Raw genomic sequence first — 19,683 nt, forward strand, 5'->3', positions numbered from 1 at the left:
TCAGGGACAAGATCATCGGACACTCCGCAGACCCTGCCGATGAAGATCATTGACTGCCAGCCGACACGCCGATCTCATTCTGAAACGATCAGTTAGTAGTCGGCTCCGGAAGTCCTTCGGGGGTTGACTCCGGGATTGGTCGGGTGCCTGGTGTCCAGCCAGATGTCCGGGGTGGCGAGCTGGAGGCCGCAGGCACAGTCCAGGGCGTCCTCGGGGGTGCCGGCGAAGGTGCCGGTGGGCAGGAGGGTGTCCTCGTACTTGTCGGTGCTGGCGAGGTAAAGGGCGAGGTCCCAGGTGGTGGCGGATCGGCCGTAGCGCAGGCGCGTCAGTTTGATGCCGCCGCCGACGGCGAGTTCGCCGTCCACATGTTCCTCAGATCCTTGTTCCGATGCTGCGCGCGTTTTCGCCGTCGTATCCGTTGACACCGGTCAGCCGGAGACCTAGGTTGCGCCATACCGACCGGTTGGTACCCCGAGTGTCCCGCCCATGTCTCTGCATCCCTGGAAGGACTGGCACATGAAGGCAGCACGATTCGCGTGGCGGCGACTTGAGCCTCTCCATGGCATGGTCTACTTCGTTCCCGAGGCCAGGAACCGGTACACAGAACTGGGACTCCAGGGCAGGGCAGGATATTTCGCCTCCCGTGGTGCGGCTCTCGGCCGCGCCTCGGCGGAGCTGGTCATCGCGACCTTCTACAACTTCTGCCCGGATGTCGTACGGGGGGCGCTACCGGCCGCCTGGGACGCGGTCACCCCCGAGCAGATGTTGGCCGCCCGGCTCGCCGGCGCGGGCGAGGCCTTGCGCCGGGCCAAGATCCATGAGCTTCCGGGGCTGGACGAAATCATCGGCCTTGCGCGGCGGGCAGCCGAGGCGGCGTGCGAACACCCGCAGGGACGCCCGCTGTTCGCCGCTCATGCCGCCCTGCCCTGGCCGGACGAGCCGATCCTGCAGTTGTGGCACGCCCAGACGCTGTTGCGGGAGTTCCGTGGCGACGGCCATATAGCGGCGCTACTCACCGAGGGTGTAGGGCCCCTGGAGGCCCTGGTGCTGCACGGTGCCAGCGGCCTGGTTCCCGCCGCCGCGCTCAAGCTCAGCCGCGCCTGGCCGGAGGAGCAGTGGGCCGCCACCGAGGAACGCCTACACGAGCGTGGTCTCCTCGACGGGGATGTCCTCAGCATCGAAGGCAGTGCCCTGCGTCAGCACATCGAGAACCGCACCGATGCCCTGGCCCTGCCCGCCTACGGCGTCCTGGGCGAAGAGGGCTGTGAGCGTCTGGCCGAACTCGCCGACACTTTCGGCCGTGCCGTCACCGACGCTGGCCTTCTCGACCGCTCCGGCTTCCTGGCTGCGCTGCGCGCTTCCGCCTGAGCAACACCTCCGTTCGCCCAAGTCCTCCCTCGCCCAGAAGCTCACGGCACGTGCCCGCACGGCCTGGACTCAGCCGGTCGCCGTGCACGTCCGCCACCGAGGCCAGTCCGCCTATGTGGACGGCAAACTGGCCTACGGCGACAGCATCGAACTGATGCGCCTGCGCCACGGCCGATCCGCCACCACCTGGGGCTTCGCCCTCTACCTCGCCAACACCGACAAGTACGAGGACACCCTCCTGCCCACCAGCAGCTTCGCCGACGGCCCCGAAGGTGCCCTGGACTACGCTTGCGGCCTCTACCTCGCCACCCCGGACAGCTGACCAAACCCCGGACACGACACCGGCTTTGGAGTCAACCCCCGAAGGACTTCCGGCGCCGACCACTTAGCGTCCCTGCCCAGGCACGACGGGCAACCCGTTGTGCAGACCTCAGCCGAGATTCACTCGCCGCGGTCTATGCCGATCTCGTACGCGATCTCCCAGCGGACGTCAGGCACCACAAGGTCGGCCGTCTCCACAGGCCGACCGTCGCCGTCGTAGTACGTGCGCCCGATCCGCATCAGCAGGTCTCCGACGCTAATCCCCAGCAGGTTGGCCGCTTCCTGCGTAGCCCGCCCCGGCCCCGGCACCTCGACGGCGGTGTCGACGGCGACGCCGATGGTCCGCATGCGCATCTCCCGCGCCGGCAAGGGGACCCATCTCCGGCTGCACAATGGGCGTGCCGTCCGTGATGGCCGTCGGCTCCCACGACGTCGACAGTTGCACCGGCTGGCCGTCAGCCATGAACTCGTCCGTCGTGCGCACGCAGTGATCCCCGGGCTGAATGGGGAGGCGCTGCGCGACGTCCTCTGGAGCGGCCGCACCAGCCACAGCAGGTTTCTCCTCAGCACCCCCGCCGTCTGGCCACCCTCCGCTGGCATGGCGCCGAAAGGCATACGTAGGTCGTGCCGAAACGGCCGCAACTGGAAACGGTGTCGAGGTGCCCACTGGCCATTTTACGGCTCGAGAGCAGGACGCGAAGGGACTGAAGGTTGTCCTGTTCCCCCGTTCTCCGCGGCCGACGGCCGTCGGCCGCGGAGAAACGGCTCGGTCCGTGGGTAAGTCCTCCTCGGATCAGTCCCGGCTGGCCCCTTCGGGCCACACGATCTGTACGGGGACGCCGACACGGCGCGCGTAGGCGACGACGTCAGCGGTGCCGCCGTATCCACGGGCTGGCTGCCCGTCCCACACGGCGATCAGCTGGTCGGCGAGCCCCACGACGATCTCGCTGCCCGCCTGGTGAGCCTGCGAGGTGGACTCGCGCATCCCGGTGTGGTGGACGTCGGCGGCGCGGGCCATCAGCTCGTCGTACACCGGGTAGTGCCAGTCGGGCAGGCTCTCGCGGTACTCGGCGGCAGGGATGACCACTTCGAGGCGGCCGCCGTGCTGGAGAACGGCCTGCGCGAACCAGGCGTCGGGGCCGTCTGCGATGCAGCTGATCCCCACCAGGTCCTCCGCCGCGGTGGCGTCGACCAGCTTGGCGAGTTCGGCACGGACTTGGGCCTCGACCGCCGGCGACAGCCCCCGATGGCCCGTGATGCCCAGGCGCATGCTGGCTTCCCCCTTACAGGTAGGTGTCGTGCAGCAGGGTGTCGAAGTCGCGCACGATACCGGGCGGTGTCTGCGAGGTATAGGAGCGGCGGAAGGCACGGGCGCGCTCGACGACGCGCCCGGACTTGAGCCGCACTCCGTCGTGGACGGCCCGGGTCGCCAGCGCGAACGCGGAGTCGACGCGGCCGGTGGACAGGTGGCCGGTGGCGACGTCGAGGGTCAGAAGTGCGCGCTGCTTCTCGTGGCCGGACGACAGGGCGGTGGTGATCTCCTGCGAGGACAGGACCCAGCGGGACCGGCCGAGGCGCGCCCCGCACACGACGCGGCAGGAAGCCACCTTCCGCTCGTCGAAGGAGAACACCCACGGCCACGGCGGCGGGTCCTCGCGCGGCACGCGCGCGGTGTGCTGCTCACAGGAGCGCAGGGCGCGCTCGGTGGCGCGATCCTCGCCGGCGGTGGCGTGGGCGACGGCCTCAATGGAGGCGAGCCAGGCGGCAGCGATGGCCGGAAGGTCGGGGCCAAGCTGGCGGCGCGCTCGGGCGATCAGGCGCAAGCCCTCGGCGGTGTTGCCCGCTTCCACCTCGAATTGGGCGAGGCTGCCGGTCTGGTAGGCGCCGAGCAGGGAGTCCCCGGCGGTGCGGGCGGCCTTGATGGCCGAGCCGTACCAGGTGCGGGCGGAGCCGTGGTCGGCCATGTCCCAGGCGAGCCAGCCGACCAGGGAGGCGGCTTCGGAGCCGACGGCGGCCATGCGGGCCTTGTGGGAGGCGTCCGGGGCCTGGGAGGCGACGCGCTGGATGAGGCGCAGGTGGGCTTGTGCGGCGTCGGCGAGGTCGCGTGAGCCGACGGTGGCGTCCAGGCGGCGGAAGGCGGTTGTGGCGACACGTAGGGCGGCTGCCTGGCCGCTGTCCCATTCGGGGCGGGCCGGGATGTGGGCTATGGCTGGCGTCGCTGCAACTGCGGCGACCCCGGCGAGGAATTCTCGGCGTTCCACCGTGCTGTTCCCGTTCCGGTCGTAGTCGGCGAGACCGACCAGGTTCGGAGGGATGCCGAGGTGGCTGGCCGCGCTCGCCAGGAGGCTCATGTTGTAGGTGCCGACGCCGCGGTCTTCGAGGCGTGACATGGCCGACTGAGACAGGCCGCAGGCCTCCCCGAGCTGGCGCTGGGTCAGGCCTAAAGCCTTGCGAGTCAGTTTGATGACGCGGCCGTAGTCGCCGCCTCGTGCGGCGTCCCGGACTTGCTTGTTGCCGGCCCCGTCCATGCGTTCCCCTCCCACGCTACGTACCGTCGCTCAGCATCTACCCGCCTCGTATGCGATGGGTGCATATCGGCATGCGCTGCCTGCATCGGAGATGGCGGCGGCCGTGACGGGCCGCTTTTCTACAGTCAGTGTCCGACACGACGTCAGGTCGGCGCTGACCTCTTGGAAAACCCGACCGGGGCGATGGTGCCCTTTGAAGGGGGAGCGGAGCCGTGATGACGACGCACGGGACCTCGCAGCGGTGGCAGATGTGGTTCACGCCGTTTCCCAAGACGGTGTACATCGCCCGCAGACAGGTGGGGCGGGTTCTCGCCGGCTGGGATGTCCCCGAGAGTGCGATGGACACCGCGGTGCTGATCGCCAGCGAGCTGGTCACCAACGCGATCCGGCACTGCGACACCCGGCACCTGGTGCACGTCCACGTATCGGACGATGGCGCCCAGTTGCTGCTGGAGGTGTCCGACCCTAGCCGCCAGCATCCCCGCCCTGTGATCGCGTCGAGCGATGCCGAGAGCGGGCGGGGGCTGATGCTCGTACGGGCGGCCGCAGCCGACTTTGGGGTCCGTGACCGCGATCCGGTCGGCAAGACCGTGTGGGCGACTATCGCCCGGCAGCCCGCCCTGTGAAGCCCCGGCCCGGCGGAGTCCCCCGTCGCACTGCCGGGCCGGTTCCCCTCCCGTTCCTCGCGTCGATGTCGAAGGTGGTTCTCTGCAGTGACCGTTGAGGCTGGCGAGCAGCTCCCGTTCCATGTGGCGTTCGAGCCGGAGCGCGGCCAGCTCGTCGTGATGGTGACGGTCGGCGTCCCGCCGAGGCAGCAGCTGGGACCGTCTCGGCGATGAGGCGTCCCGCGTGCCCCTTCAGCTGCGGGTGCGGGAGGCCGGCGGGTGGTGCGCGAACGTCGGCGGTGCCACGACAGGCACGACATCGCGACCGGCACACGGCGCAGCATCCGAGCGGTGAATCGGAGTGCCCGCAGCGACCACGCCACGGCGCCGACCCCATGGTTCCTCCCCGTTCGTCGGGGAGGACTCCCCCGCCCCGACAGGGGCGCACGGCTCGTACCAGGCGGGCCGTGATCCCGCCGCGCGCGCTGGCGAGCCTGCCCGGATCATCACCCGGCGCGCGTGGCGGGCCCATCTAATCCACGACCTTGGAAGACACCGTGTTCCTTGATGTTCTTCGGCTTCCGACCGGAGCCTTGCTGCCGTCCGTCCGGCCTGACCTGCGCGCCGCCGGTGGGTGTGCCACGGACGAATCCGGACTCGGTCGCCTATTCGGCGGCATCCGTGTGCTGCGGCGACGGCCCGGGCCGCTGTCACCTCAGCGGCGGCGCGCACGCTGGGGTGCGGGAGCGGGGTCCGGGAGGGGCGCGAGATTGCGTGCCGCCGGCCTCCGCGCCCGGAAGCCCGCTGGAGGCCCGCGACCCGGCATCTGGGGAGGGGCGGGAGCTTATGCGGCGTGACACGAGCCCGGGTCCGCTGCGGCGGGCGTGGACGGTGGAGGTCCGGCTCATGGGTGCGGGGGCGGTCATGACGTGCGAGGAATGCGGCCGGCTCGGTGACCTGCCGGGGGCGGAGCCGGTGCGTGGCGCTGTCGTGGCGCATCTGGTGGCGCATGTCCGTGCCGCGCCGCTCGCGTCGCACCTGCGGACGTGCCAGTGCGGCCAGAACGGCTGCCGCTGGCATCCGCGGCACCGTGGCTGTGACGGCCTGGTCCAGCTGGTGCTGGTGCGCTGCGCGGGAGGCCGCCGGTGGCGTCTGTCCGACACCTGCCACGCCTGCGCCACGGCCACACCGCACGCCGCAACCGTCCCCGAACCCCAAGCCACACCCACCACGGGCCACGACCCAGCCCAGAGCTCGGAACCGGCACCTTGCGTGTCCCCCATCGTCGTGGACTACAGCGACGGCCCCGCAGAGGTGTGGGCGTGGGATGACAGTGCAGCAGCCCCGTAAAGCACCGGCACCGGCACCGGATGTGGCAGCGGCAGACGGCCGGCCGCAGGTGCCGCCGTCGGGTGCGGCTGTGGCTGTGCCGGCGAGATGCCAGGCCGGTTCAGCCGCACGGCACCTGGTGCCTGCAGCGACGTTGGTGGTGGCCATGGACGATCTACTGGAAGGGAAGACGTCGTGAACGAGCAGGATCTGCGTCGGCAGTTGCTGGACCACCTCACGGCCGACGGCAGTGTGCGCTCGCCGCAGTGGCGGGAGGCTGTCGCGGTCACCGGGCGGCATGAGTTCCTGCGCGGGGGCTTCTTCCGCCAGGTGCCCGGTTCGGCCCCCACCGCCTGGGAGCCGGTCATGCCCGACGACGAAGGCTGGCTGCCCGGCTGCTACAGCGACACCTCGCTGGTCACCCAGATCGCCGGCACCATCGTGCCCGGCGACATCCACGGCCGGATCCTGCGCCAGCCCACCAGTTCCAGCACCCTGCCCAGCCTGGTCGTGCGCATGCTGGAAGACCTCGAGGTCGAAGACGGCATGCGGGTGCTGGAAATCGGCACCGGCACCGGCTACTCCACCGCGCTGCTGTGCCACCGCCTCGGCGACCAGCACGTCACCTCCATCGAAATCGACCCGCCGGTGGCGGTCAGGGCCGCGAATGCGCTCGCCACCCTCGGCCACGCCCCCGACCTGATCACCGGCGACGGACTGGCCGGACACAAGGACAGCGCCCCCTACGACCGGATCATCGCCACCTGCAGCGTGCTGGCCATCCCCGAGCAGTGGATCGCCCAGACCCGCCCCGGCGGCCAGATCCTGGCCACCCTGTCCGGCTGGATGCACTCCAGCGAACTGGCGCGCCTGACCGTCCACGACGACGGCACCGCAACCGGACAACCCCTGGGCGGGCAGGTCTCCTTCATGCTCGCCCGCCCCCGCCAGCCCCCACCCCTGGGGATGCTCCCCGATCTCGACGCCGGCACCGAACGCGACACCATCACCGGCCCCGACGCCTTGGACGACTGGGCGGCCCGGTTCGTCGCCCAGACCGCGGCACCCGCCGCGCAACGCCTCGATCTCGGCAACCTAGGCCAGCTGTTCCTCGACACCGCCACCGGAACCTGGGCCCTGCTCCGCCGCGACCAGCACGGATGGCGGGTCCGCCAAGGCGGCCCCGACCGCATCTGGGACGCCGTCGAAGACCGCCTCGCACGCTGGCGCCACGACGGCTCGCCCACCCTGGACCAGTTCCGCATCACCATCACACCCGACGGGCACCACGACATCTCCTGGCCCGGCAACCGGTGACCTGACAGAGGGCGGCCCGGTTCCGCCGCGCACGTGAGGGCGCACCTGGTAGGGCGGGGGGCTGGGCGCACCGTGCTCGTGGCGCATCGGCTGCCGGGCCCGGGAGCACGTCCGGCGCGCCGCCACGCGCCAGGACCTGGCAAGGGACGCGTCCGAAGCCGGACAAGGACGGGTTGGGGGTGTCCTTGGCATCCGCCTCCCGGCGCAGGCCCCCTCCACGGTGACAGAGCCATCGGCGCGCATCGCGGTCGGGCTCTACGGCTCGGACGGGGCACCCCTGGTGGCCGGTCGGGTGGTGGCAGGGATGACGGGGCGGCAGATGACATCGGGGCGTACACCACGCGGGAGGTCGGCATAGTCCCAGGCAGTGCGGTAGGCGTCGGCCAGGAGTTCGGTGCTGCGCCGGATCGCGTCGGTGACGGTGTGTCCGCCAGCGAGCAGTACGGCCAGGTGGTCGTGGAGGTCGTCATCGACGGGGATGGTGAGCCATCCGCCCGGTGGCGCAGCGCCTAGCAATGGGCATGGCTGGCGTGGCTCGTCCTGGCGCGCGCCGGACTGCGCGGTGGCGGCGAGGTCGCGGCGCACGGTGTCCTTGCTGATGCCGAGGTGTGCGCCAATGGCGCGGGCGCTCATCCCTTGGTCGGCGAGATGGCGCACAGTGGCGCGGCGCTGAGACAGCGATGGTTTCGCGGTCTGGGTCACGGTTGCCTCCCGGTAGTCGGTTTCTGTTGCTGTCGAATCCTTGCGGCTGGTCGGGGGCGGGTCATGCGCGTTGCCCCGGGGGCGGGCGGGTGTCGGGCGCCGACGGGCCAGGTGGCCGGGCCGGTTGCCGCTGTGGCCGGGTCGTGGGGGCGGGCTGGTGCGGTGAGGGAAGGCCAGCGCGGGCGGCGGTGCCGCGCTGCCGCAGGGCGTCCAGGCGGGCTTGGATGCGGGATTGGGTGTAGCGGTCGAGGGCGTCGGTGAGGTGGTCCCATTCCCGGCCGTCATCGCCGGTGGGGCGGGGGCCGAGGACGTCCGGGCCGGCGTGGTCGCGGCGCCGCCGGTAGTCCGCGATGGCCGTGATGAGACGGGTGTAGGCGTGCTGTTCGCCGGCGTGGTCACGGTCGGGGGCGGTGATGTTCTCGATCCAGGGTTCCGGAGCGGGCCCGCCGGTGAGAGCGGCGGTCAGAGCACGACGCGCCAACACGGCCGCCTGGACAGCCTGGAAGGCCTGGGCGGCATGGGCGGCGCGAGGGGGGTAGGGGGCGGTCAGGCCGTCACCGCCGCCCGGGGCAGGGGGCGGCTGGGTGAGGTGCGGGGGCTGGGTGGGAGCCGGACCGGCCGGTGGGCTGACTGGCGGTACGGGGGGTGGGGGCGGCACCACCGGGGCTGCGACCTTGGGCGCCGGCGTAGGAACCTTGGATGGCCGGGCCGGCACCTTGGGCAGCGGGGTGGGGACGGGAGCGGCGGGTGGTCTGACGGAACGGGTGCGGGGGTCGGGCAGCAGCGCCGGGGTCGACACCCCTGGGGGTTGGGTGCGGGCAGGAAGCCGGGCGGGGGGCCAGAGCGCGGATGCGGGCGGTCATGGCGTCCCAGGCCGCGCCCTCGGCTGGGTCGTCGGGGCGGGGGCCGAGACCGGGAACGGTGGTGATGGCGTGGCGGGTGCGCCACAGTTCGGTCAGGGCGCAGGTCAGCGCCCAGGCCGTGCGGCGTTCGGGTGAGTCGGCCGGTGGGGGCGGGCCCAGCGGCTCGGCCCAGGCGGGGGGCGAACCGGCCAGGGTGCGGCCACGCTGGGCCAGGGCCCAGGTCAGGATGCGGTGGCGTTCGGCCAGGTGGCGGCGCCAGTGGCCAGGGGTGCCGGGATGGTCCTGCGCAGTGCGGTCGGCGACCCAGTCAGGCACGTCGGCCGGGTGCCAGGGCCGCTGCGTGCGCCGGCCCGGCAGCCCCACGCGGCGGCGGAGTTCGGCATGGAAGGCGTCGCTGAGCGCATCGGCCCCGGCAAGAACGGTCCGGGCGTGCCGCAGCCGCTGATCGGTGTCGAAAACGCGGACGCTGTGGTGGCGACGTATCGCGGCCAGCGAGGACTGCGACAGGTGCGGGGTGCGCTCACGTTGCCAGTCCTCGCGCGCCGCCTCCCGCGAGGGCAGGGCGCAGCGCAGGGCGTCCTCGGCGGTCAGCGCGGCAACGGTGTTCGAAGCAGCCGGCGACAGGTGGGTGCCGGTGCGTTCGGCATCCCGGCAGACGGCGCGGACAGCAGCCAGGTGGGTGTCCAGTTCGGTGCGGGTCAGCGGACCGTAGGGGCGGTGCGGCCAGGCCGCATGGGTACGGCCGCTGCCGGTGGTGACCGGGACCGGCAGCATGCCGGCGGCGGCTTCGGCGGCCTGCAGTTCACTGTGAGCGGCCGCACGCAAAGATGCGGCCCTGGCCATGAGCGCGTGCAGCCGGTACGACGGCACCACGGCCAGCCCAGCCGCAGCCGAGGAGGCGGAAACGGCCACTGGGCCGCCGAAGTGGCGGCTGGGGCCTGCCCGGCCGGGCCCGTCACACCCGCCTGCCCGGCCCGCGCGGCACGCGCCAGGCGGAGCAGGCGCCCGGCGAGGCCTGCGCCGCCCGCGGAGTCTCCACCATCCTCCGTGGAGTCCCGGACGTCATCGGTGACGTCCGGCCCGTCGTTGGTGGTGTTCGGGCCGTCGTTGGTGGTGTTCGGGCCGTCGTCGGTGGTGCTCGGGCCGGGTGTGATGGCCTGCGCGAGCAGGCCGGGCAGGTCGGATCCGGCGCGTTCGGCATCCAGCAGCGCGCGGGTCAGGGCGGGGAAGGTGTCCGCGGCCAGGACCACGGCGGCCCGGTCCGCTCCCAGGGCCTGCTCCAGCACGGCCGTCAGGCGGGCGGTGGTGGCCATGGCGGCGGCGTCCGCGTACTGCGCTGCCAGCGTGGCCGGGTCGATGGCCCGCTGCTGCAGTTCGGCGGTGGTCTCGGTCGCGGACACCTGCGTGCCGCGCCGGGCAGCGATGGTCTCCAGCACCCCCGCAACGTCCTGGCCGTCATAATCCAGGGCCAGGTAGAGGCGGTTGGTGTGCCGGCCGCGGGTCAGCTGGACGTAGACACCCTCACGAGCCGAGGCGGGCGTGGCCAGGGCGTGGGAGGTGTCGACGGTCATGCCCTGGGCGCGGTGGATGGTGGAGGCGTAGCCGAGCTCGCAGTACGCGGCCAGGTAGCCGGCCGGCAGCCGCAGACGGCCGCGATGGATGGTGTGACGGACGATCAGGGCTCCGTCGGGCTCGACGGTCTGGACGGTCCAGGTGTCGCCGTTCTTCACGAAATCGCGGGCGCCGCGCACGATCCGGTGGCGTTCGTTGCGGCGCGTGACGATGATGTCGCCGGCATGCGCGCGCAGCCCCCCGCGCAGGACGGCTGCGGGGCCGGCCGTAACAGTGCCGCGGGAAAGATGCCATGCCTGCGCCCGGGCGTTGAGCGCGGAAACGGTGGCGGTGTCGGCGGCCGTCATCACCGTGCTGCGCCCGGCCACGGTGTCTTTGGCCCACGCGTCGAGCACGGCCTGCTGCATCACGCCGGGGGTGCCGGCGGTGATCCGGCCCCGCTCCCGGTACCAGGCGAACACCTGCTCCGGGCGGTCGTCGTCACGTAAGACCAGCGACGCGTCGGCCTCACCGTCGGTGCGGAAGCGGTGCAGGCGGTCCAGTTCGACCACTCCCCCGCACGAGGCGATCAGGCGCAGCGCGCCGCCGGACTCGACCGCGGCCAGTTGGCGGGGGTCGCCCAGCAGCCGTACCACCGCCCCGGCCGTGGCGGCATCGGCCAGGACCCGGTCCAGCATGCGGGTGCCGGCCGCACCGGCCTCGTCGACCACGATCACATCGCCCGGCCCCAGACCGAAATCCTCCCCCACCAGGTGGGCCTGGGCGGCCAGCTCACGCCCGCGCAGCCAGGAATGCAGGGTGTGCGCGGACCGCTCGAGGTCGGTGCCCAATACGGCGGCGGCGCAGGCGGAAGGCGCCAGCGGGACCAGCCGGCCGCCCGTCGCGTCCACCGCGCGAGCCAGCAGCCGCATCGCGCTGGTCTTCCCCGACCCGGCCGGCCCGATACCCGCCAGCAGCAGCCTGTCCGAGGTCGCGAAAGCCGCGGCCAGCTCACGCTGCCCGGCATCCAGCCCGCCACCGTGCTCCTCGGCCACCCGGGCGAAAATCTCCCGGCCGACCGGCGCCACCACACCCCTGCCGGCTGCGGCCACCAGCCGCTCTTCGGCCGCCAGCAGCGAGGCGGTGGTGTAGGTCCGCGACCCGATCCCTCGGTAGGCGCTCTCGCCGTCCGCGCGGGTCAGCTCAGGCAGCCCGGGGTGAAGATCGGGCGGAGTCAACTCCACACACTCCGCCCCGGCCAGCGCCCGGTCGGCGATCGCATCAGCGACACCAGGCGGCGCGGTCGCCCCCGCCAGCGTCCGCATGAGATACCGGCGGGCCTCCGCCAGCACATGCCGGCGACGGAACGTCGTGCGGTACGCGGACACTTCCGCGAGCACCACCGCCGCCGCCCCCGTCACATCCACCTCCACTACACCGTCACCACCCGCCCCTACGACCTCCGCCCCCGTACCGGGAGCTTGTTCACCGGCGGCGCCGGAAGCCCCTTCCGGGTCGGCAGCCATCCCGGCGGCTGCCCCACCGGCGCCGCGCGCAGTGGCTGCCCCACCGGCGCCGCGCGCAGTGGCTGCCTCACCGGCGGTGCGGGCGGCGGTCTGCGCCGCCCGCACAACGCCGTCCACCGTCGCCTGGTCCGTGGCCGCGATCGCCCGCCGCCGCCAGCCGGCCAGCAGATCGTCCAGCGACCGCGCTGTTCGCTTGGCCTGTTTCGTGGAGACCCGCGCCCGCTCCTGCAGCCCCTTGCGGGCAGCCAGACCGGGCTGCCGGCCATGACGGTGCCGGTAGTCCGCCTCCAGTTCCTCAACCACCTCCCGTATCGCTGTCCCGCGTTGTGAGAACAGCTGCCGCAGCCGCACGTCGATGCCCACGACCTGCATCACCGGGCGCTGCCCGGCCGTCACTTCCACCGGCTCGGTCCGCAACCCCAACCGCCCACAGAGCAGCTCCAGGGCCCGCTGATTGAACAGCTCCGACGCTGAAACGACCTCCCGGTACAACAGGCGGGCATCGAGGTTCTGCCACTTCCCGTCAGGGCCCAGAACGCGGGGGCTGATCACGACATGCTCGTGCAGCATCGGATCCCCAGCCCGGGACTCGTAGTGCAGATACACCGTCGCCAGCACACCGGGCCTCGCCCGCAGCTGTGCCTTCCCGCCGGTCCCTCTCCGCACCGCCAGCGCATGGTCCTCGATCCACGCGACCGTCTCGGTCCTGGCCTGCTGCAGTACCTCCAGCACGACCTGGCGCACCTGCTCGTCGCCCAGCGCGAACAGCAGCGACAGCTCCTCGCTGGAAAACGTCAGGTCATACCCGGTACGCGCCTGGCGCTGCTTTCCGGTGCGAGAGGCCAGGAACCGGGCGAGTTCCTTCCCGTCATCCGGCGCCCGCCGGTACTCGGCGCGGAACGCCTGCGCTGCAACCTGCATCTTCAGGTTCTTCGTTTCGGCCCCGGTCAGCGGCCGGCACAACTGCTCACTCTCGTGCTGCAGCACCTGCTCGATCTGACGGTCCAGCGGGGTCCCTTCGGCAAGCTCCGGTAGCGCAGGGCCCAGCTTCGCCGCATCCCACGCCCGCTTCTTCGACGCGCCGGCCCGTGTTTCGCGCGTCAGGATCGCCTCGGCGTCCGGGTGCATCCCCAGCCCGAACAACGCCCGCATCTGCGGCTCGCTCACCTCACCGGCAAGCCCCAGCACCGCCGCACCCCGCCCATGCCACCGCCCCACCGGCACCCCGGGCGTGCTCGAGGACACCGCCACCCCACCACCGCACGCCCCATCGCACTTGGCGATATTGCGCCGGTAATAGGGGTAGTTCCCCGTGGAAATGCCCTTCACCGTCATGCCCACCCCGCCACGGCATCACAGCAAACACCCCCCGCTACGGCCCAGCCCGCCAGCCTCCCCCACCCCGGAAAACAATCACGTATGGCGTGCCGCACGACGGGACCGGCCTCACCCGCCGCCACCCCGACCGCCACAGTGCTAGAGGTGCGAACGACACCCACCCGCACCAGCCGGGGATCACCCCGCCACCCCAACCGTCGGCATCCATCACCACACAAGCCACCCCGCCGGCAAGCCCCTTACAGCGGCCAGCCCCGCCCCCGGGCACCACGCCCGACACGAGCGCATGCCCCACAACCACAGCAGGACCAGGCGCCAAACGCGAGCGGCCCATCGGTGGACGAACCCAGAAGCTGACCGGCTCCGCGAGGTCTTCCGCGGTGATTACGCGAGTCAGCCACAACTGGTCGAAGTGGCACTCGGCAAGCAGGCCTTCGCCCTCCTGCGGCAGTTGGAAGCCGCCTGCCTCGCTGCTGACGAGTTCGCCGAGGCGGGCGACGAGTCTTTTGTCCAACACCCGGATTCCAAAGTCCTCTTGAGCTTCCCCGGTCTCGGGGTCCAGCTCGGCGCCCGGGTGCTGGCCGAGATCGGCGATGACCGCCAGCGCTTCGCAGACGCACGTGGCATGAAGGCCTATGCGGGCTCTGCCCCCGTCACCTGCGCGTCCGGGAAGAAACACCACGTCGGGCGGCGCATGGTCAAAAACGACCGGCTTAACCATGCCGGCTACCTGTGGGCCTTCTCCGCTCTGCGGTCCTCACCCGGCGCGGACGCCCACTACCGGCGTCGACGTGAGCGAGGAGACTGGCACGCGGCCGCCCAGAGACACCTGTTCAACCGCATGATCGGCCAACTCTACCGGTGCCTTCAGGCAGGCGAACTGTTCGACGAACACATCGCCTTCCCCCGCGAACTGACCTCAGCGGCTTGACGACTTGGGATCGTGAGATGTCTACCTCGACCAGCGCTGGCAGGAGGGCTGCACCAACGCGTGGAAACTGTGGGAGGAGCTCTGCGAGCAGGGCTATCCACGCGGCTACAACAGCGTCCGCGACTACGTCAGCCGGGTACTGCGCGGCAAGCCCCAGCCGGTTGGGCCTCGGCCCCCATCCCCCCGTGCCGTCACGCGTTGGATCCTCACGCACCCCGACGCCCTGACCGAAAATGACCGGCTCCAGCTCAAGGCCGCGCTGGCGAACTGCCCTGAGCTGACAACCCTCGTCGAGCACGTGCGCTCTTTCGCCCACATGGTCACCCACCTGCAAGGCGACTATCTCCCGCAGTGGATCGAATCGGCCAGAGCCACAACCGACCTGATCAGTCTCAGCCGGTTCGCCCACCACCTTGAACGCGGCCTCGACGCCGTCACCGCCGGCCTCACACAACCCTGGAACTCGGGTGTCGTGGAGGGACACGTCAACCGCATCATTCTGTGGAATCAGCGATGTCAAGCCGTGTGCTTGTGCATCACGTCGAGGTAGTGCCGATCGCGGTGCGGAACATGGTTGTCCCGACCAGGCAGGCTGAAGGCAGCGCAGACCTCGGCGGGCTGGGTGATGATGCTCGACTGCTCGTCGAACGTGAGGACGGGGTTGACCTCGTGGTGGCAGCCTGCTGTGTCGAGGGCCGTGATCAGTTCCTCGCGGAGCACGGTGGCCTCGAATGACTCGGAATCAGGCAGGACGAGCGGCGGGAGTTTGGCGGTCGAACCAGGCCAGAGGTTGACCCGGATTCCGCTGACGGCGCGCTGAGTGACCACCATCTGCAGCCCGTTCCAGGAGTAGGGGTAGCCGTCGATATCGGGCCCCTTCATGAGGTGGGCAGGGTGCGGGCGCCCCGGGCCGAGAAGGTCCTCAGCCTCGGCCAGGGACATTCCGCAGTTCAGGGGCCCGATCCGGCCGGTTCGGGCGAAGTCGACGAGCATGTTCAGCAAGGTCACGGCAGTGACTGTGACACTCTCCCGGGCCTTTGCGCACTCCGATATCAGCCCGGTGCGGAGCCTGTCCCGCCCTGTCGGACGTCGATGATCGGCAGAAGTCGGGCTGTCGCCGGGATGTCCAGTTCCCGTGGTGTCGGGCCGGCCGGCGTGGGTGTGTCGCTCAGGCGGTCGAGTAGCCGGTCCAGGGCTGCCTGGCCGTCCTCGACGGCCGCCTGCTCGTCGTTGGTCAGCGGGATGGAGATGGCCATTTTCTGCAAGTTGCTTTTGGCTTCCAGGAGTTGGGATCGCGTGGATTCCTTGGGGCTGTAGAAGTCGCAGCGTGCGCAAGCCATGCGGTGCTGGCACTGCTCGAAGAAGGTGTAGCTGCAGTAGCCGTGTCCGAGGTCGTAGTGCTGCCAGGGTTCACCGGCCGCCGCGGCGCCGGAGGCGACCGCGTCGCGGTCGACCAGGACCTCGATGGTGCGCACGTTGCGTTCGAAGTAGCCGGCTTCGGAGTAGGCCTTAGACAGAGTGGTCGGCGTGATCTTCGCGTAGTACTGGGTGGATTGCGGCGAACGGTGTCCGAGCCAGGCCTGCAGCTCGAACAGGGTCATGGGTTCTTTGGCGTTGTAGAGCTGGCTGGCGATGGTGGACCGGGCGCGGTGGCTGGTGATGTTGCCGCGGACGTCGGCGGCCGGGACTCCGGCCTTGCGGCAGAGCATCGGGATGACGGTGTTGTTGATATAGCTGGTGGAGACGCGGCGGGCCCGGACGGCGAACAGCGGGTCCACCAGCTCGCCGGTGCGGCGGTCGGTGAACTTCGGCTGGTCGGGGCGGATTCTTTGCCAGGCGTCGACGGCCTGGCCGAGGATCGGGTCGACCGGCTTGGTGAAGGCGGTGCCGGTCTTGTGGGTGGGGACGTCGAGCAGGCAAACCGCGTCGCGGGCCAGGACCTGCTGCGAGTCACCGGCGATCGGTGCCCCGTCGTGTTGCCAGCGGATGCAGCCCACCTTCAGCCGGGCGATCTCGTTGCTGCGTTGTCCGGAGAACAGCCAGGTCAGCGTGACCGCGCGGACCAGTTCGAAGGGGTAGAAGTGTCCGGAGCGGGTCTGGGGGAGGTCGGCGGGTTCCAGGTTCAGGCCCGCCCACAACAGCTTCGCCCAGACCTCGTCGGCGATCACCCTGGGGTCGGGTCCGAGGAGGGCGCTGATGCTGCGGGGAACGGACAACGCGCGCTGGGGGTCGAAGCGGCGGTGCAGCCACTCCCATTCCTGGCAGTCCCGGAAGAACGTCCGCAGCGCGGTGATCTGCCCGGCCTTGCTTGGCGCTTCCAGGGGCTTGCCGAGACGGTCGCCCAGCCCGATCGTGCGCTGCGCGTAGTCGCCGACCTTCATCCGGTCCAGCGCGGCGATCCATGAAGCGCAGGTCTGCCGGGTCCAGTCGGCCGGATCGGCGGCGTCGGGCTGTTCGGCGGCGATCCACCGGCCGACCTTGAGCAGGTTCGAGCGGACGCCACCGCGAACGCGCGGGGTCAGCGTCGAGGTGGCGTGCCAACGGTCGGCCCACTGTTCCCAGACCGGCGCGCCGCCGCTGGCCCGGGCCGAGTGGCGGCCGATGCCAGGCTGTGGAGGATCACAGAATCCGAGCTCGGCGACCGCCCGCTGCATTGCGTGCAGGGTGTTCAGCCGACTGCCCTCCAGCAGCCCGTCGTGGCGGACCCGGTCGAACAGTGCGGTGTCCAGATCCTCAAGATGGGGGCTGCGGTTGAGCAGGAACAGCTGGCTGGCCACCATCGGCAGCAGGGTGTCCTCGTCCCGGCCAAGCCGGTAGCCCCAGGTGCCCAGGACCGTGCGAAGTCGTGCGATCTCGCCGTTGACGCGGTTGCGTCCGAAGATCCGCCAGGCCAGGGTGAGCCGCTGGAAGCTGCCGAGTCTGTGGAACTCGTTGAAGGAACCGAGCAGGTAGGCGTGCGCCGCGAGATAGGGGCGGACCTCGTCGCCTGCCCAGGCGGGCGCGTGCTGGCGGAACTCGGCCTGAGTGCGGCCGAGCAGGTGGACCCATTCCTCCTGGGTCCAGCCCCAGAAGGTCCTGCCGGTCTCCGCGCACCGTGTCAGCAGTACCGCGACCACGTCGAGCATGGCTCGTCGGCGATGCGGTGTGGGTGGGGAGTCCAGTGCGGCGTTGACCGCCTCCAGCGGACCCAGCAGCCGCGCGATCATGCGCCAGCCCGGCGCGGACGGGTCGTGGTACTGCAGTCGCCGCAGGTTGCGCAGGCCCATGTCGGCCACGGCTCTGGCCTCGGCGGGTCGCACTGCCAGCGCGGCGGTGTCGCGGGGCAGGGAGATCGGCCAGGACCAGCGTCCGGCCCCGTTCTCGGCGGTAGCCGGCAGCGGTGCGGTCATCGTGACACCCCAGCCGTCGTGCCGTCCGCGGAGGTGAGCATCTGTATTCGCCAGGCGTGGATGTGCTCCATGCCGCGGGCCAGCTTGTCGGCCAGGTCCCGGCCGGACAGGTGGATGTACTGGAGCGTGGAATCGGTGTCGCGGTGGCCAGCGAAGGTCGCGATCGCGTGCAACTCCCAACCCATCCTGGCCAGATCGGTCAAACACAGGTGCCGGGTGGTGTGGGTCGAGAACCTCGGGACACCGGCTGCCAGGGCAATCCGGCGGACCACCTTCGACCAGGTCCACAGGGTCAGCGGCTGCCCGTGGTTGCGCCGGGACTCCGACAGGAACAGCGGCCCCCTGGCCCGGCTGATCGTGGCCCGGTGGGCGAGGTAGGCCGACATCAGCACGCCCGTCGATGCCGAGTAGGGCACCACCCGCTCCAGCCGGTTCTTCGTCGCCTCCGCCCGCACCCTCAGCGTCCGGTGGGCCGGATCGAGGTCGTCGGTCCGCAGCGAACACAGCTCCTCCCGCCGCAGCGCGGAATCGTAGGCCAGGGCCAGCATCACCCGGTTGCGGACCGGCTCCTCCCGCGTGACCTGCAGGATCCCCAGCCACTCCTGTTCGCTGGGGATCCACGGCAGTTTCGTGAGCCGCGGCACCAGTCCGCGCTGCTGCCCGCCCCGCTGGCGGCCAGGGGTGTTGCGGCCCCGGCCCACCGGGTTCGACTCGCGCAGGCCCTCCTCCATGAGGAAGTCGTAGAACAGGCGGACCGGCACCAGGCGTTGCTGGATTGTGGCGTTCGCCAGCCCCGATCCCGAGTCGATCGCCACCACGTTCGCGCCCCGACGGTGAGGCCGTGACGTCAACTCCCGCACGTAGACGGCAATGTGGGCGCGATTCGCGGTGACCGGATCGACGTCCTGCCGCTCGCACATCACCAGGTATTCGGCCAATCCGCGGGCGTAGGCGTCGATCGTCCTCGGCGCCCGACCGAGATCAGTTCAGATCTGCAGCCACACCGCCGCCTGCTCGTGCCGGCCCAGCACCGGCCACTTCTCCGTCAGCACCGTCGTGCCGCTCAACACATCTCCCGAGTCCGTGGTTGCACCGGGGAGACATGATCACCCCGGACAGATTCCACGTAACTTTTAAGATGCTCAAGCGCCAGATGTTTGGCCGCGCAGGGTTCGAACTCCTTCGCAAACGAGTCATATTGGCGTGACCAGGCGTCAGTACATCATATAAAGCAAACAAAAGCCGCAGATCCACTACAAGGCCACGAAGTGCGAGTCGGCGCGTCACTGCTCATCGAGGGATGCCTGCCGGGCAAGGAAGTCCTCGAACGCCGCCCTCTGCTTCGGATTCATGAAGCCTTGGCGGACATTGCGGGCCTTCTCCTGGAGCCAGTGAGCCTCATGGGGGTCCAGTAGCTCGGCGACCACCACGCCTTTGCGAGCAACCGCCGTACGCCCTCCTACGCGACGACGAAAGAGCGTGAACGCGCCGAATTCCTTTGGATGGGCCAGTTCCGGCTCCTCTGCCACAGCCTGGTTCTCGTCTCCAGTTCCACTCGTCGGGTACGCGGCGGGGGCCCAGTGCTCCCAGAGCGCCAGCGTGGCCGCGGGCACCAGCACCGCGCGTTCCGACTCTTCACGCCCCTCCCACATGAACGTGACAGAGACGGGCTCGCCGACCGCCTCGGCCAACCCGAGCACCCTCTCCATCTCATCGTTGATCGGGTAACCCGCCACTACATCAATCTGTATGCCCATGGCGCCTGAGGCTACTGGCCACTTCTGACATGCCAAGCCCACAGCTCCTGCGGCTCGTCGACCACGGCCCACCACGTGTACCGTCCGAAACCGGTAATTTCACCGACTGAGCGCATGCCCGAAGACCGCGACGGAGAGTAACCGCTCCACACAATTTG

Annotated in this window: 15 protein-coding genes and 2 pseudogenes; 5 read left to right on the forward strand and 12 right to left on the reverse strand. The window is 70.6% G+C overall.

The annotated features are described in order from the left end of the window. Window positions 1–92: 92 nt before the first annotated feature. Entirely contained in the window at window positions 93–365 is a 273-nt protein-coding gene (locus tag PV410_RS34125; protein ID WP_500329736.1) for a hypothetical protein, read from the reverse strand. A gap of 151 nt (window positions 366–516) precedes the next feature. Between PV410_RS34125 and PV410_RS34130 the strand changes: the two genes are divergently transcribed. Together PV410_RS34130 and PV410_RS34135 are read left to right on the forward strand one after the other, a co-directional pair. After that, window positions 517–1,368 (forward strand): SCO6745 family protein, encoded by an 852-nt coding sequence (locus tag PV410_RS34130; protein ID WP_500329737.1) that lies wholly within the window; start codon window positions 517–519, stop codon window positions 1,366–1,368. 115 nt (window positions 1,369–1,483) lie between these two features. Further along, window positions 1,484–1,690 (forward strand): hypothetical protein, encoded by a 207-nt coding sequence (locus PV410_RS34135; RefSeq protein WP_500329739.1) that lies wholly within the window; start codon window positions 1,484–1,486, stop codon window positions 1,688–1,690. Window positions 1,691–1,809: 119 nt separating this feature from the next. Here PV410_RS34135 and PV410_RS34140 read toward each other — a convergent pair. From PV410_RS34140 to PV410_RS34150, 3 genes and pseudogenes are all read right to left on the reverse strand, one after another. Continuing rightward, a pseudogene (locus PV410_RS34140) lies at window positions 1,810–2,230 on the reverse strand (UTRA domain-containing protein); the annotation flags it as partial. Between the two features lie 252 nt (window positions 2,231–2,482). After that, complete coding sequence (locus PV410_RS34145; RefSeq protein WP_500329740.1) at window positions 2,483–2,959, reverse strand: hypothetical protein; 477 nt, start codon at window positions 2,957–2,959, stop codon at window positions 2,483–2,485. 13 nt (window positions 2,960–2,972) lie between these two features. After that, the gene (locus PV410_RS34150; RefSeq protein ID WP_500329741.1) at window positions 2,973–4,217 is read right to left on the reverse strand and encodes a helix-turn-helix domain-containing protein; all 1,245 of its coding nucleotides are present in this window, start codon (window positions 4,215–4,217) and stop codon (window positions 2,973–2,975) included. A gap of 215 nt (window positions 4,218–4,432) precedes the next feature. Between PV410_RS34150 and PV410_RS34155 the strand changes: the two genes are divergently transcribed. Both PV410_RS34155 and tgmC read left to right on the forward strand, forming a co-directional pair. Continuing rightward, window positions 4,433–4,843, forward strand: a complete 411-nt coding sequence (locus PV410_RS34155) for an ATP-binding protein (protein ID WP_500329836.1) — start codon at window positions 4,433–4,435, stop codon at window positions 4,841–4,843. A 1,503-nt stretch (window positions 4,844–6,346) separates the two neighbouring features. Then, window positions 6,347–7,468 carry an ATP-grasp peptide maturase system methyltransferase gene (tgmC, locus tag PV410_RS34160; protein WP_500329742.1) on the forward strand — a complete coding sequence of 374 codons (1,122 nt, stop codon included), beginning with the start codon at window positions 6,347–6,349 and terminating at the stop codon, window positions 7,466–7,468. 255 nt (window positions 7,469–7,723) lie between these two features. On the opposite strand, the gene PV410_RS34165 is transcribed toward tgmC, so the two are convergent. From PV410_RS34165 to mobF, 4 genes are all read right to left on the reverse strand, one after another. Next, on the reverse strand, window positions 7,724–8,170 hold the full coding sequence (locus PV410_RS34165; RefSeq protein WP_500329744.1) for a helix-turn-helix domain-containing protein: 447 nt from the start codon (window positions 8,168–8,170) through the stop codon (window positions 7,724–7,726). Between the two features lie 61 nt (window positions 8,171–8,231). Beyond that, on the reverse strand, window positions 8,232–8,651 hold the full coding sequence (locus tag PV410_RS34170; protein ID WP_500329745.1) for a hypothetical protein: 420 nt from the start codon (window positions 8,649–8,651) through the stop codon (window positions 8,232–8,234). A 73-nt stretch (window positions 8,652–8,724) separates the two neighbouring features. After that, a complete protein-coding gene (locus PV410_RS34175) occupies window positions 8,725–9,807 on the reverse strand; it encodes a hypothetical protein (protein ID WP_500329747.1) in 1,083 nt (360 codons plus the stop codon). Beyond that, window positions 9,732–13,445 carry a MobF family relaxase gene (gene mobF, locus PV410_RS34180; protein ID WP_500329837.1) on the reverse strand — a complete coding sequence of 1,238 codons (3,714 nt, stop codon included), beginning with the start codon at window positions 13,443–13,445 and terminating at the stop codon, window positions 9,732–9,734. Before mobF ends, PV410_RS34175 begins: the two co-directional genes overlap by 76 nt. 352 nt (window positions 13,446–13,797) lie before the next feature. Between mobF and PV410_RS34185 the strand changes: the two are divergent. Further along, window positions 13,798–14,379: pseudogene (locus PV410_RS34185) on the forward strand (transposase); the annotation flags it as partial. A gap of 516 nt (window positions 14,380–14,895) precedes the next feature. On the opposite strand, the gene PV410_RS34190 reads toward PV410_RS34185, so the two are convergent. From PV410_RS34190 to PV410_RS34205, 4 genes are all read right to left on the reverse strand, one after another. Continuing rightward, a complete protein-coding gene (locus PV410_RS34190) occupies window positions 14,896–15,387 on the reverse strand; it encodes a hypothetical protein (protein ID WP_500329749.1) in 492 nt (163 codons plus the stop codon). 44 nt (window positions 15,388–15,431) lie between these two features. Beyond that, window positions 15,432–17,768 (reverse strand): tyrosine-type recombinase/integrase, encoded by a 2,337-nt coding sequence (locus PV410_RS34195; RefSeq protein ID WP_500329751.1) that lies wholly within the window; start codon window positions 17,766–17,768, stop codon window positions 15,432–15,434. Then, window positions 17,765–18,706: a tyrosine-type recombinase/integrase gene (locus tag PV410_RS34200; RefSeq protein ID WP_500329753.1), complete on the reverse strand. Its 942-nt coding sequence runs from the start codon at window positions 18,704–18,706 to the stop codon at window positions 17,765–17,767. Before PV410_RS34200 ends, PV410_RS34195 begins: the two co-directional genes overlap by 4 nt. A 345-nt stretch (window positions 18,707–19,051) precedes the next feature. Then, on the reverse strand, window positions 19,052–19,525 hold the full coding sequence (locus tag PV410_RS34205; RefSeq protein WP_500329754.1) for a hypothetical protein: 474 nt from the start codon (window positions 19,523–19,525) through the stop codon (window positions 19,052–19,054). Window positions 19,526–19,683: the final 158 nt, after the last annotated feature.

The organism is Streptomyces sp. PA03-5A (genome assembly GCF_033792725.1).
GTDB lineage: Bacteria > Actinomycetota > Actinomycetes > Streptomycetales > Streptomycetaceae > Actinacidiphila.

Bases quoted from the DNA above. Each gene is read 5' to 3' on its own strand.
- PV410_RS34130 (WP_500329737.1), top strand. From the start codon at position 517: ATGAAGGCAGCACGATTCGCGTGGCGGCGACTTGAGCCTCTCCATGGC.
- PV410_RS34145 (WP_500329740.1), bottom strand. From the start codon at position 2,959: ATGCGCCTGGGCATCACGGGCCATCGGGGGCTGTCGCCGGCGGTCGAG.
- PV410_RS34150 (WP_500329741.1), bottom strand. From the start codon at position 4,217: ATGGACGGGGCCGGCAACAAGCAAGTCCGGGACGCCGCACGAGGCGGC.
- PV410_RS34155 (WP_500329836.1), top strand. From the start codon at position 4,433: ATGACGACGCACGGGACCTCGCAGCGGTGGCAGATGTGGTTCACGCCG.
- PV410_RS34175 (WP_500329747.1), bottom strand. From the start codon at position 9,807: ATGCTGCCGGTCCCGGTCACCACCGGCAGCGGCCGTACCCATGCGGCC.
- mobF (WP_500329837.1), bottom strand. From the start codon at position 13,445: ATGACGGTGAAGGGCATTTCCACGGGGAACTACCCCTATTACCGGCGC.
- PV410_RS34195 (WP_500329751.1), bottom strand. From the start codon at position 17,768: ATGACCGCACCGCTGCCGGCTACCGCCGAGAACGGGGCCGGACGCTGG.
- PV410_RS34205 (WP_500329754.1), bottom strand. From the start codon at position 19,525: ATGGGCATACAGATTGATGTAGTGGCGGGTTACCCGATCAACGATGAG.